Source organism: Curtobacterium sp. GD1, from assembly GCF_020882855.1.
Taxonomy (GTDB): domain Bacteria; phylum Actinomycetota; class Actinomycetes; order Actinomycetales; family Microbacteriaceae; genus Curtobacterium.
Genome location: NZ_JAFEVQ010000023.1, coordinates 18,889 through 31,163 on the forward strand (window position 1 = coordinate 18,889; position 12,275 = coordinate 31,163).

A 12,275-nucleotide genomic window follows, 5' to 3' on the forward strand; every position below is an offset into this window, starting at 1 on the left:
CCGGGCAGGATGTACAGCATGGACATCCGTTTCACCGAGTCCCGCCCGTCGACCATCGGCGTCGAGTGGGAGCTCCCCCTGGTCGACCGGGACACCGGCGACCTGACCCCGCGTGCCCCCGCCGTCATCCAGGCGGTGCAGCAGCGGCTCGGTGACCACGACCGGGTGACCGAGGAGCTCCTGACGAACACGGTCGAGGTCGTCACCGGCGTCCACTCGCGGGTGAGCGGTGCCACGAGCGAGCTGTCCGGCATCATCGGCGAGGTCGTCGACGCCGCCGAACCCCTCGACGCGCAGGTCATGTGCGCCGGCACCCACCCCTTCGCCGTGTGGGACCAGCAGGAGATCACACCGGACAGCGAGCACTACACGACCCTCATCGACCGCACCCGGTGGTGGGGCCGTCAGATGCTCATCTGGGGCGTCCATGTCCACGTCGGCATCGACGACCGTGACAAGGCGCTGCCGATCCTCGGCGCGATGCTCGCGTACGTGCCGCACCTGCAGGCCTTCACCGCCTCGAGCCCGTTCTGGGCCGGCACCGACACCGGGTACGCCTCGAACCGCGCCCTGATGTTCCAGCAGCTGCCGACCGGTGGCCTGCCGCCGGCACTCGGCGCGTGGGCGAACTTCGAGGAGGTCGTCGACGACCTCACCCGCACCGGCGTCATCGAGGGCGTCAAGGATCTCCGCTGGGACATCCGCCCGTCGCCCGGCTGGGGCACCCTCGAGAACCGCGTCTCCGACGGCATCTCGACCCTGCACGAGGTCGGGGCCGTGACCGCGCTCGTCCAGTGCCTCGTCACCGACATGTCCGACCGCCTCGACGCCGGCGAGACCCTGCCGACCATGCAGCCCTGGTTCGTCCGCGAGAACAAGTGGCGCGCAGCCCGGTACGGCATGGAGGCCGAGATCATCACGAACGCCGCCGGCGACGAGCGTCTCGTGACCGACGAGGTACACGACCTCGTACAGCGGCTCGATCCGGTGGCGGAGCGTCTCGGGTGCCAGCAGGAGCTGCACCACCTCGACACGATGATCGCGGACGGCGCCTCCTACCAGCGACAGTTGCAGGTCGCGCAGGAGAACAGCGGAGACCTCCGCGCCGTCGTCCGGCACCTGGTCACCGAGCTGCGCGACTCGCTCTGACCGTCACCGTCCGACGGACTGGAGGCGCGGTGCCGGCCGGCACCGCGCCTCCAGTCAGTCAACTGGTTGCGATCGCGAGCCGCGTCAGCGACCCAGGAACTTCTGCAGCGACGCGAGCTCTTCCTCGGTCGGCGCCTTGCCGCCCTTGCCGCCGCCGAGCCCGAGACCGGACCCCTTCGGCGCCTGCTGCGGCGCCGCGGCCGCACCCGCGGCGAGCGCCGCACGCTTCGCCGGGTTGCCGACCTTGGACTTCTTCTTGCCGCCCTGCTGCTGCTTCTTGCCGCCGTGCATGCCGGGGATCGGCCCCATGCCGGGCATCTGCGGGACCCCACCGCGCGCGACGGTCTTCATCATCTTCGCGGCCTGCTCGAACCGGTTCACGAGGGCGTTGACCTCGGTCACGGTGGAGCCGGCACCCTTGGCGATGCGGAGGCGGCGGGAGCCGTTGAGGAGCTTCGGCAGCTCGCGCTCCTGCGGGGTCATCGACTGGATGATCGCCTCGGTGCGGACGATCTCGCGCTCGTCGAAGTTGTCGAGCGCCTCGCGCATGCCCTTGGCGCCGGGGAGCATGCCGAGCATGCCCTTGATCGAGCCGGCCTTGCGGAGCTGCTGCATCTGCTCGAGGAAGTCGTTGAGCGTGAACGAGTCGCTCGCGATCTTCTCGGCGACCTTGCGCGCTTCTTCCTCGTCGAAGGCACCCTGCGCCTGCTCGATGAGGGAGAGGATGTCGCCGAGGTCGAGGATGCGGCTCGCCATGCGGTCCGGGTGGAACGGCTCGAAGTCGTCGAGCCCCTCGCCCGTGGAGGCGAACATGATCGGACGGCCGGTCACGCTGGCGACCGACAGGGCCGCACCACCGCGGGCGTCGCCGTCGAGCTTCGAGAGGACGACGCCGGTGAAGTCGACGCCTTCCTGGAAGGCACGGGCGGTGTTGACCGCGTCCTGACCGATCATCGCGTCGATGACGAAGAGGACCTCGTCGGGGTCGACGGCCTTGCGGATGTTCGCGGCCTGCTTCATGAGCTCGGCGTCGACGCCGAGACGACCGGCGGTGTCCACGATGACGGTGTCGTACTGCTGGTCGACCGCGGCCTTGATGGCGTTCTTCGCGACCTTGACCGGGTCGCCGACGCCGTTGCCGGGCTCCGGCGCGAAGACGTGCACGCCGGCCTGTTCGCCGACGACCTGCAGCTGCTGCACGGCGTTCGGACGCTGGAGGTCCGCCGCGACGAGCATCGGCGTGTGGCCGTCCTTCTTGAGCCACTTGCCGAGCTTGCCGGCGAGCGTGGTCTTGCCGGCGCCCTGGAGGCCCGCGAGCATGATGACCGTCGGGGGCCGCTTCGCGAACTCGAGACGCCGCTGCTGGCCGCCGAGGATGCCGACGAGTTCCTCGTTGACGATCTGGACGACCTGCTGCGCCGGGTTGAGCGCGCGGTTGACCTCGTCGGAGAGGGCCCGCTCGCGGACGGCTGCGGTGAACGCCTTGACGACCTCGAGCGCGACGTCGGCGTCGAGGAGCGCCCGCCGGATCTCGCGGACGGTGCCGTCGACGTCGGACGGAGTCAGCCGACCCTTGCTCCGCAGGTTGCGGAAGGTCTCGGTCAGCCGATCGGAGAGTGAACCGAATTGCGCCATGATCCGTCGATTCTACAAGGCCCCGCCCGGACGCTCTCGCCCGTTCACCGCAGGAGGACGCCCTCGGCCAGTTCCACCGTCGTGCCGAGCCCGAGATCGACCACCACCGGAGCCGACGACGGGGCCCGGTCGAGCGTCGGGAACCACTGCCGACCGGACGACACCAGGATGAGCAGCCCGTCGACGTCGCCGACGGGGGCGAAGTCGGGCCCCGCCGGGTCGGCGTAGGGGTCGAGTCCGTGCTGGCGGAGGGCCTCGACCGCCCCGGGGACGTCGGGGACGGCGATGCCGACCTCACTGACCGACACGAGCAGCGGGGCGAGCGGCGCGGGGTGCCCGTCGGCCGGCGCGGCCTGTCCCTCGGCCGGCGCGGCCCGCCCGGCGGCCGGCGCGGCGTCGCCGTCGGGGAGCTCCCTCCGCTCGATGAGCTCGAGCAGCTGCCGGTCGGGCCCCTCGAAGTACACCGACCGCGAGTCCCACCCCGCCGGCCCCTCGAACTCGTCGACACCGTCCGCCCCGAGTACTGTCGCGACCTCGGCCACCCGGCGCTTCGCGTCCGCGAACGTCCCGGTCGGGATCGTGAACGCGAGGTGGTGCGCCCCGGTCATCCCGTCGAGCACCCGGAAGACGAGCTGCGACGACCCGACGGTGACCCGGACCGAGTCGTCGTCGGCGAGCACCGCGCACCCGAGTTGCTCGTAGCAGCGGGCGGTGTCGTCGAGGGAGCGGGTGGCGAGCTGGATCTGGCGGATGTGCATGGCCCCACCCGACACCCTCAACCGCGCTTCAGGTCAAGGCCCGGACTACTGTCCGACGCATGCACCTCCGGGAGATCGACCTCGGCGGCTGGGCCCGTGCCGCTGCCGTCGCACTGCTCTGCGGGTTCGCCGCCGCCGTGTTCGCGTCACGGTTCGCGATCCCGGTGTCGACCGTCGTGGCCGTCGGCATCGGCGCAGGGTTGCTCGTGACCGTCCTCGTCGTCGTCGCCTGGGCCACCATCGGCGGGTACGCGACCCAGCGGGCGCTGCGGGAGTGGGTTCGAGGGGGTCCGGAGCCGGTCGGCGTCCCCACCCGACGGCGGGTCCGGTGGCTCGCGCACTTCATCGACCGGACCAGCTGGTTCGCGTGGCTCGCCGCGGTCCTGGCCGTCCTGTTCCTCGCACCGGCCGTCTCGCAACTGGCCGGTGCGAGCGACTGGCAGGACGTCGTGCTCGCGCTCTTCCCCGGGGTGCTGTGGGCGGGCATCGCGGTGCACGTCTTCGCGGTCGAACGACGCCACCTGCCACGGGCTCGTGCGCTGTACGAGGAGGAGCTCCGCACGGCAACGTGGCAGGACGTCCGCGTGCCGTGACCTCCGGAAACCCGTCGATGCCGTTGTTGGACGGAGTACAGAAACTGTCGTAGCCTGGCGCGCATGCCGGAACTCGACATCGTGCGCCCGTCCGGGTTGCTGGACCACGCCGAGGGACTCGCACTGCAGCGGGCCCTCCACGCCGACGTCGTCGCCGGCCGCTCACCCGGGGCCGTCGTCCTGTGCGAGCACCCGTCCGTGTACACCGCCGGGCGTCGCACCGAACCGTCCGACCTGCCGACGGACGGCTCCCCCGTGGTCGACGTCGACCGCGGCGGACGGATCACCTGGCACGGACCGGGGCAGCTCGTCGCCTACCCGATCGTCCGGCTGGCCGAGCCGCTCGACGTCGTCGCCTGGGTGCGGGATCTCGAGCAGGTCATCGTCGACGCGGCGGCCGCCGTGGGTGTGCTCGCCGAGCGGGTCCCGGGACGCAGCGGCGCCTGGGTCCCCGGCCCGGCCGGTGCCCCGCACGCCAAGGTCGGCGCGATCGGCCTGCACGTCGCCGAGGGGGTGACGAGCCACGGCCTCGCGATCAACTGCACGAACAGCCTCGACGCCTACGCCGCGATCGTGCCGTGCGGGATCAGCGACGCGGGGGTGACGACCCTCAGCCGCGCAGCCGGTCGCACCGTGACGGTCGACGAGATCGTCCCCGTGGTGCTCGACCGCCTCCGCGCCGCCAAGCAGGGCATGCACTCCGGACACCGGATCAGCAGCGCCACGAGCACGCCCGCCACCACGTCCGCACGACAGGAGACCCTCGTATGACCCTCGCCCCTGAAGGCCGCCGGATGCTCCGCGTCGAGGCCCGCAACGCCGAGACCCCGATCGAGACCAAGCCGGCGTGGATCAAGACCCGCGCCACCCAGGGCCCGGAGTTCCGCGAGCTGTCCGGCCTCGTGCGGAGCAAGCAGCTGCACACCGTCTGCCAGGAGGCCGGCTGCCCGAACATCTTCGAGTGCTGGGAGGACCGCGAGGCCACCTTCCTCATCGGCGGCTCGCAGTGCACGCGCCGCTGCGACTTCTGCCAGATCGACACCGGCAAGCCCGAGCCGCTCGACCGCGACGAGCCCCGCCGGGTCGCGGACTCCGTCGCCGAGATGGGCCTGAAGTACGCCACGGTCACCGGGGTCGCCCGCGACGACCTGCCCGACGGCGGCGCCTGGCTCTACGCGGAGACGATCCGCCAGATCCACGAGCACTCCCCCGGTACCGGTGTCGAGATCCTCGTGCCCGACTTCAACGGCCGCCCGGACCAGCTCGGACAGGTGTTCGCCGCGCGCCCCGAGGTCTTCGCCCACAACGTCGAGACCGTGCCGCGCATCTTCAAGCGCATCCGCCCGGCGTTCACCTTCGAGCGCTCCCTCGACGTCATCACGCAGGGACGCGACGCGGGGCTCGTCACGAAGTCGAACCTGATCCTCGGCATGGGCGAGGAGCGCATCGAGATCGAGGACGCCCTGCAGCGGTTGTACGACGCCGGCACGGACATCGTCACGCTGACGCAGTACCTCCGCCCGTCGCCGCGGCACCTGCCGGTCGCGCGATGGGTCGCACCCGAGGAGTTCGTCGCCCTGCGCGAGGTCGCCGAGGAGATGGGCTTCGCCGGGGTCCTCGCCGGGCCGCTGGTCCGGTCGTCCTACCGGGCCGGGCGCCTCTGGGCGCGTGCCACGGTCGCCCGCGGCGGCACGGTGCCGGAGCACCTGTCGCACCTGCTCGACGCGACGCCGGGTCGCCAGGCCGTCTGAGCGGTGGGACCGGACGGACGACGGACGGGAGGCGCGGTGCCAGCTGGCACCGCGCCTCCCGTTCCGCGCATGCGTCCGTGACGGACGCGTCGGTCGCTACGCGCGACCGCGGATGCTCCTGAGCAGCCAGCCGATGACGGCCAGGATGATGAGGACGATCCCGACCCACAGCAGGAACTTCAGGGCACCGACGAAGATGCCGCTGAAGAGCAGGACGAGGCCGACGATGATCGCGATGATCAGCAGAGCGGGCATGTGAGGGCTCCTTCCGTGTACCTGGACGATCCCTGTACTGCGCAGACGGTACCCGGAATCAGCCCACGAGGTTCTGCACGAACACGTGCGGGGTGAAACCGGTGAGGTCGTTGATGCCCTCGCCCTGGCCGATGAGCTTGATCGGGATGCCCGTCTTCTCCTGCACGCTCAGCACGAACCCGGCCTTGGCCGAGCCGTCGAGCTTGGTGATGACGAGCCCCGTGACGCCCGCGCCCTCGATGAACGCCTGCGCCTGCGCGAGGCCGTTCTGGCCGGTCGTGGCGTCGAGCACGAGCAGGACCTCGGCGATCTCGGTCTGCTTCTCGACCACGCGCTTGATCTTGGTGAGCTCGTCCATCAGCCCGGCCTTGGTGTGCAGTCGGCCGGCGGTGTCGATGACGACGATCTCGGTGTTGTCCCTGATGGCCTTCTCGACCGTCTGGTACGCGACCGACGCCGGGTCCTGCCCGGGCTGGGCCGGTCGCACGACCTCGACGCCCGCTCGCTCCGCCCACGTCGCGACCTGCTCGACCGCGGCGGCTCGGAAGGTGTCCGCCGCGCCGACGAGGACCGTGCGGTCGTACGTCTTGAGGAACTTCGCGAACTTGCCGATGGTGGTGGTCTTGCCGACGCCGTTCACCCCGACGACGAGCACGACCGCCGGCCGGTTGCTGAGCTTCAGCGTGGTGTCGAGCTTCGACAGCCGTTCCTCGAGCACCTCGCGCAGCATCCGCTGGAGATCGGCGGGGTCCGTCGTGCCGTAGCGGTCGACGCGCGCGTGGAGGTCCTCGATGATCTCGTCGGCGATGTCCGGGCCGAAGTCCGCACCGATGAGCGCCGTCTCGAGGTCCTCCCACGTGGTCTCGTCGATCGTCTTGCGCTGGAACAGCCCGCGCAGCCGGGAGGACAGTGACCAGGAACTCGCCATGTTCCCAGCTTAGAGCGCGGCGCATGTGGGCAGCGCCCGGTACGCTCGGTGACACGAAGGGGAGTATTCCTCCTCGGTGTCCCCGTCAGTACGGTCCGGAACGATCCGGGCCCGGGGCGCCGGTCGTGGTCGACACATCGTGCGGACCGCGGCGGAAGAGACCTTCAGGCCTCGGCGTACCCACCACCTGGTTGCGCCCATCGACCTGAAGGAAACCCGTGGACGTCCCACTCTTCGTCTGGCTCCTCACCATCGCAGGCATCCTCGCGCTGCTGGTGTTCGACTTCTTCTCGCACGTGCGCACCCCGCACGTCCCGCACATCAAGGAATCCGCGTTCTGGTCGGCGTTCTACGTCGGGCTCGCGATCCTCTTCGGTGTCGGCATCCTCGTCTTCGGCGGCGGACAGGCCGGCGGTGAGTACTTCGCCGGGTGGCTGACCGAGAAGGCACTGTCGGTCGACAACCTGTTCGTCTTCCTCATCATCATGTCGAGCTTCGCCGTGCCGAAGGAGTTCCAGCAGAAGGTCCTGCTCGTCGGCGTCGCGATCGCCCTCGTCGCACGCGGCATCTTCATCGCCCTCGGCGTCACGATCATCGACAACTTCTCGTGGGTGTTCTACCTGTTCGGCGCGCTGCTCTTCTGGCTCGCCTGGTCGCAGGCCCGCAGCGGCAACGACCACGGCGGCGACGAGGGTGACTCCCGCCTGATCCGCATCCTCAAGCGCGTCATCCCGACCTCGGACCACTACGACGGCGACCGCCTCACCACGAAGGTCGACGGCAAGCGCCTCTTCACGCCGATGCTGCTCGTGATGGTCGCGATCGGCCTCACCGACGTGCTCTTCGCGCTCGACTCGATCCCCGCGATCTTCGGGCTGACGCAGGACGCCTTCATCGTGTTCACCGCGAACGCGTTCTCGCTGCTCGGGCTCCGTCAGCTGTACTTCCTCATCGCCGGGCTGCTCGAACGCCTCATCTACCTCGGGCAGGGCCTCGCGGTCATCCTCGGGTTCATCGGCGTCAAGCTCGTCTTCCACGCCATGCACGTCAACGAGCTGCCGTTCATCAACGGCGGTGAGCACATCGAGTGGGCTCCGGAGATCCCGATCTGGTTCTCGCTGGGCTTCATCATGCTGACGATCGCGGTCGCCACGGTGGCGTCGCTCGTGGTGTCGAAGCGTCGCCAGGAGCGCGGGCTCACCCCGACGGGCGAGCCGAAGGAGGCCGTCGAGGCCGACGCGCACTAGTCGCGGCCACACGACGGACGGGAGGCGCGGTGCCGGCTGGCACCGCGCCTCCCGTCCGTCTGTGGTCCCGCAGGCCGGCGGTGCGCCGAGACTCGGCCCTGCGGACAGTTTGGCGGCCGCGAGGGCACGAAACTGTCCGCGGAGCCGAGTCTCGGACTCGGGCCTACGCGACCGCCGGCTCCGGCGACCGCTTCTGCACGCGTTGGCCGACGACGGCGGAGACGCCGTCCTGCCGCATCGAGACCCCGTACAGCGCGTCGGCGATCTCCATCGTGCGCTTCTGGTGCGTGATCACGATGAGCTGCGACGACGCCCGCAGCCGCTCGAACACCGTCAGCAGCCGCCCGAGGTTGGCGTCGTCGAGCGCCGCCTCGACCTCGTCCATGATGTAGAACGGCGACGGGCGGGCGGTGAAGATCGCCACGAGCAGCGCCACAGCGGCCAGGGACCGCTCGCCGCCGGACAGCAGGGTCAGCCGGTCGATCTTCTTGCCGGCGGGCTTCACCTGCACCTCGATGCCGGTGTTCAGCAGGTCGTCGGGGTTCGTCAGCGTGATCGACCCGGAGCCGCCGGGGAAGAGGATCGGGAAGATGACGTCGAACGCCTCCTTCGTGTCGTCGAACGCGGACTCGAAGATCGTCTGCATCTTCTGGTCGAGCTCGTCGATGATCGTCATGAGGTCGGTCCGGGTCTTCTGCAGGTCCTCGAGCTGCTCGGCGAGGAACGCGTGACGCTGTTCGAGCGCCTGGAACTCCTCGAGCGCGAGCGGGTTCACCTTGCCGAGCTGGCCGAGGTCACGCTCGGCCGCCTTGAGCCGTCGCTCCTGCTCGGCGCGGACGTACGGCACCGTCTCGACGTCGGCGGGGTCGACGTCCTCGGTGGCGTCGAACTCGGGCAGGGCGGGGCCGCCCGGGAGCGTCGACTCGGCGTCGACCAGTTCGACCAGGTCGTCGTCGGCGTCGGTCGGCGAATCGGCGTCGGTTGGCGAGTCGGCGTCGGTCGGCGAGTCGTCGGACTGGAGGCGCGGCTCGGCCCCGTCCTCCACCGTCGCCTCCGGCGCGGAGCCGTCCAGGGCCGCGGCGGCAGCTGCCGCGCGCTCGGCGTCGCGGTGCTTCCGGGCGAGGACCCGGGGGTCGATCAGGACGTCCACCGGCACCGGCACGTGCGGCCCGTACTCGGCGACCAGCACGGCCTCGACGAGCCCGAGCTCGCTCTGCGCCCGGTCGAGCACGCCGGACACGTGCAACTTCTTCTCGTAGATCTCCATCTCGAGCGAGTGCACGCCGTCGGTGATGGACTGGAGGCGGTCGCGGAGCTCGCGCTCCTCGTTCCGGATCGTCTGGAGCTCGGTGTTGCGCTTCGACCGCTCCGCCTCTTCGGTGGCGAGCTGCACGCGGGCCTCGGCGAGGGACCGGTCGACGGCACCGAGCAGCCCGGGCAGGTCGGCGAGCACGTCCTCGGCGACGGCGATCTGCCCACGGCGGATCACGGCGAGTCGTGCGGCCTCCGCCGCTGCGGAGCGTTCGGCCTCGAGCTGCCGCTCCAGCTGGTCGGCGCGGGTCCGCTCCGCACGGACACGCTCGCGGACGGTCTCGACCTGGATGCGCTGCTCGATCTCGGCGGCGCGTGCGGCCTCGAGTGCGTCCTGCAGCCCGGGGCGCTCGGACGCGTCGACGACGGGGCGCGGACGGTCGGCGAACTCCTGGCGCGCGCGTTCCGCCTCGGCCAGGGCCGCCTCGGCAGCCTCGACGGCGCCGTCGGTCTCGGCGAGGGCCGCGCGCAGTCGCTCGACCTCGGCGGCGGCGTTCTCCACCTTCGCGCGGGTCGACGCGCTGGTCCGGTCGTACTCCGCCTTCGCCCGGGCGTGGGCGCGCGAGGCAGCGTCCGCGTCGTCCGCCGCGCGACGTGCGTCCTCGACGGCGGTGCGGGCGGCCTGGAGGCGCGTGGCGGCGTCCTCGGCGTCGCGCGCGATCGCGTCGCGGCGGGTCACGGCGTCGTCGCGTTCCGCGACGAGTTCGATGCGCGAGGTCACGCGCTCCCCGCCGCCCGTCACGCGGACCGCACGGACGAGGTCACCGGACCGCGTCACCACCGTGGCCTCCGGGGCGGCGGTGAGCACCGCGTCCAGGTCGACCCCGTCGGTGTCCGCGACCAGCGTGTCCCGCAGGATCGCGGCGATCGCCGGCGGACCCTGCACGAGGTCGAGTGCGCGGCGGACCCCGGCCGGGAGCCGCTCGGGCAGTCCGGACGGCGGGGCGTCGGCGTCGGCGACCACGACGTCGATGCGTCCGATGTCCTCGGTGCGGGCGTGCGCGACGGCGTCGAGCGCGACGGACCGGTCGTCGGCGAGGACGGCGTCGGCGAGTCCGTCGAGGGCGATCGCGATCGCCCCTTCGAACCCGGGCGTCACGCTGAGACGGTCCGCGAGGCGACCCACGATGCCGTCGCGCCCGGCCTCGATGAGTGCCTGCGAACCGTCACGGACGTCGATCGACATGCCGAGCGCGGCGACACGGGCGTCCAGGGCGTCCCGTTCGCGCTCGAGGGCGTGCAGGCGGTCGCGCAGCTCGTCACGTGCTGACTGCGCCGCCTCCTGCTGCTCGCGGGCGGTCTCGAGCGCGGCGGTCAGCGCGTCCTCGTCGATGCCCTCGGACGGGTCCGCGCCGAGTTCGGCGAGGACCGCAGCCGCCCGTTCGGACCGCTCCCCTGCCTCGGCCAGCGCCCGCTCGCGCCGTTCCCGGTCGGCCACCGCGGAACCGCGCTTCGACGTGGCCACGTCCACCGCGGACCCGAGCCGCTGGGCCTCGAGGTCGTGCTGCGAGACGAGGGCTGCCTGGGCGGCGATCCGCTCGTCGAGGGCGTCGAGCGCCGCACGGGCCTCCTGCACCCGCTGCGCCGCCACGGCCGTGCCGCCGGTCATCTCCGCCGCCTGCGCCTCGAGCCGGTCCGCCTCGTTCCGGACGCCCTGCACCTGCTCCGGCGTGATCGTGGGGCCCTGCTGCGGCGCGTCAGCCTGCTGGGCGAGGAACATCAGGCGCTGGTTCGCCAGGCTCGACAGGCCGCGGAGCCGCTCCTGCACACTCTCCAGCCGGTGCACCACCGTGCGGGCGCGGTCGACGTCGTCGCCGACCATGCTCTGCTCGACGTGCTGCTGGCGGGCACGGGTCTGGTCGAGCCGTTCCTGCAGCACGATGCGCTCGGACTTGCGGCCGGCCTCGACCTCCTGGTGCTCGTGGAGCTCGCGGCGCAGGCGGACGACGTCGTCGGCGAGGATGCGGGCCTTGGCGTCACGGGCGACCGCGGCGACCGACTGGGCCTTGCGGGCGACCTCGGCCTGGCGTCCGAGGGGCTTCAGCTGGCGGCGGATCTCCCCCGCGAGGTCGGACAGGCGCGTCAGGTTCGTCTGCATCGCGTCGAGCTTGCGGAGGGTCTTCTCCTTGCGCCGACGGTGCTTCAGGATGCCGGCGGCCTCCTCGATGAAGCCGCGGCGGTCCTCGGGCGTCGCGTGCAGGACCTTGTCCAGCTGGCCCTGGCCGACGATGACGTGCATCTCACGGCCGAGGCCGGTGTCGCTCAGGAGCTCCTGGACGTCGAGCAGGCGGCAGTTCTCGCCGTTGATCGCGTACTCGCTGCCGCCGTTGCGGAAGAGCGTGCGGGAGATCGTGACCTCGGAGTACTCGATCGGCAGCAGGCCGTCGGCGTTGTCGATCGTCAGCAGCACCTGCGCACGGCCGAGCGGACCGCGCGTCGAGGTGCCCGCGAAGATGACGTCCTCCATCTTGCCGCCACGGAGGGTCTTCGCCCCCTGCTCCCCCATCACCCACGCGAGGGCGTCCACGACGTTGGACTTGCCGGAGCCGTTCGGGCCGACGATGCACGTGACGCCCGGCTCGAACGCGAACGTCGTCGGCTGCGCGAAGGACTTGAACCCCTTGATGGTCAGGCTCTTCAAGTACATG

General features: G+C 71.3%; 10 protein-coding genes. 5 read left to right on the plus strand and 5 right to left on the minus strand.

Features of this window, described 5'->3' with window-relative positions:
- The first annotated feature begins 9 nt into the window (after window positions 1-9).
- A complete protein-coding gene (locus JSX79_RS13180; protein ID WP_229086623.1) occupies window positions 10-1,149 on the plus strand; it encodes a glutamate--cysteine ligase in 1,140 nt (379 codons plus the stop codon).
- A gap of 84 nt (window positions 1,150-1,233) precedes the next feature.
- Here the strand turns inward: JSX79_RS13180 and ffh are convergent, their stop codons facing one another.
- Window positions 1,234-2,784: a signal recognition particle protein gene (ffh, locus tag JSX79_RS13185; RefSeq protein WP_022905829.1), complete on the minus strand. Its 1,551-nt coding sequence runs from the start codon at window positions 2,782-2,784 to the stop codon at window positions 1,234-1,236.
- A gap of 44 nt (window positions 2,785-2,828) precedes the next feature.
- Window positions 2,829-3,542: a VOC family protein gene (locus tag JSX79_RS13190; RefSeq protein ID WP_229086624.1), complete on the minus strand. Its 714-nt coding sequence runs from the start codon at window positions 3,540-3,542 to the stop codon at window positions 2,829-2,831.
- Window positions 3,543-3,601: 59 nt separating this feature from the next.
- On the opposite strand from JSX79_RS13190, the gene JSX79_RS13195 reads away from it, so the two are divergent.
- The 3 genes from JSX79_RS13195 (at window position 3,602) to lipA (ending at window position 5,886) form a co-directional block, all read left to right on the plus strand.
- Complete coding sequence (locus tag JSX79_RS13195) at window positions 3,602-4,135, plus strand: hypothetical protein (protein ID WP_229086625.1); 534 nt, start codon at window positions 3,602-3,604, stop codon at window positions 4,133-4,135.
- 63 nt (window positions 4,136-4,198) lie between these two features.
- Window positions 4,199-4,906 (plus strand): lipoyl(octanoyl) transferase LipB, encoded by a 708-nt coding sequence (lipB, locus tag JSX79_RS13200; protein ID WP_229086626.1) that lies wholly within the window; start codon window positions 4,199-4,201, stop codon window positions 4,904-4,906.
- The gene (gene lipA, locus JSX79_RS13205) at window positions 4,903-5,886 is read left to right on the plus strand and encodes a lipoyl synthase (RefSeq protein WP_229086627.1); all 984 of its coding nucleotides are present in this window, start codon (window positions 4,903-4,905) and stop codon (window positions 5,884-5,886) included. The genes lipB and lipA overlap by 4 nt, the downstream gene beginning before the upstream one ends.
- Before the next feature lie 96 nt (window positions 5,887-5,982).
- Here the strand turns inward: lipA and JSX79_RS13210 are convergent, their stop codons facing one another.
- Together JSX79_RS13210 and ftsY are read right to left on the minus strand one after the other, a co-directional pair.
- Entirely contained in the window at window positions 5,983-6,141 is a 159-nt protein-coding gene (locus JSX79_RS13210) for a DUF4175 domain-containing protein (protein ID WP_139199230.1), read from the minus strand.
- 58 nt (window positions 6,142-6,199) lie between these two features.
- Window positions 6,200-7,069 carry a signal recognition particle-docking protein FtsY gene (gene ftsY, locus JSX79_RS13215; protein ID WP_070416414.1) on the minus strand — a complete coding sequence of 290 codons (870 nt, stop codon included), beginning with the start codon at window positions 7,067-7,069 and terminating at the stop codon, window positions 6,200-6,202.
- A 218-nt stretch (window positions 7,070-7,287) separates the two neighbouring features.
- Here ftsY and JSX79_RS13220 point away from each other — a divergent pair, with 218 nt between their 5' ends.
- Window positions 7,288-8,316, plus strand: a complete 1,029-nt coding sequence (locus JSX79_RS13220; protein WP_092386739.1) for a TerC family protein — start codon at window positions 7,288-7,290, stop codon at window positions 8,314-8,316.
- A gap of 163 nt (window positions 8,317-8,479) precedes the next feature.
- On the opposite strand, the gene JSX79_RS13225 is transcribed toward JSX79_RS13220, so the two are convergent.
- Entirely contained in the window at window positions 8,480-12,274 is a 3,795-nt protein-coding gene (locus JSX79_RS13225; protein WP_229086628.1) for an AAA family ATPase, read from the minus strand.
- Window position 12,275 lies beyond the last annotated feature (1 nt).

What these genes read in the sequence shown, in the direction of transcription:
- JSX79_RS13210 (WP_139199230.1), bottom strand. Translation starts at nt 6,141, where the DNA reads ATGCCCGCTCTGCTGATCATCGCGATCATCGTCGGCCTCGTCCTGCTC.
- lipB (WP_229086626.1), top strand. Translation starts at nt 4,199, where the DNA reads ATGCCGGAACTCGACATCGTGCGCCCGTCCGGGTTGCTGGACCACGCC.
- JSX79_RS13195 (WP_229086625.1), top strand. Translation starts at nt 3,602, where the DNA reads ATGCACCTCCGGGAGATCGACCTCGGCGGCTGGGCCCGTGCCGCTGCC.
- ffh (WP_022905829.1), bottom strand. Translation starts at nt 2,784, where the DNA reads ATGGCGCAATTCGGTTCACTCTCCGATCGGCTGACCGAGACCTTCCGC.
- JSX79_RS13225 (WP_229086628.1), bottom strand. Translation starts at nt 12,274, where the DNA reads ATGTACTTGAAGAGCCTGACCATCAAGGGGTTCAAGTCCTTCGCGCAG.
- JSX79_RS13190 (WP_229086624.1), bottom strand. Translation starts at nt 3,542, where the DNA reads ATGCACATCCGCCAGATCCAGCTCGCCACCCGCTCCCTCGACGACACC.
- lipA (WP_229086627.1), top strand. Translation starts at nt 4,903, where the DNA reads ATGACCCTCGCCCCTGAAGGCCGCCGGATGCTCCGCGTCGAGGCCCGC.
- ftsY (WP_070416414.1), bottom strand. Translation starts at nt 7,069, where the DNA reads ATGGCGAGTTCCTGGTCACTGTCCTCCCGGCTGCGCGGGCTGTTCCAG.
- JSX79_RS13180 (WP_229086623.1), top strand. Translation starts at nt 10, where the DNA reads ATGTACAGCATGGACATCCGTTTCACCGAGTCCCGCCCGTCGACCATC.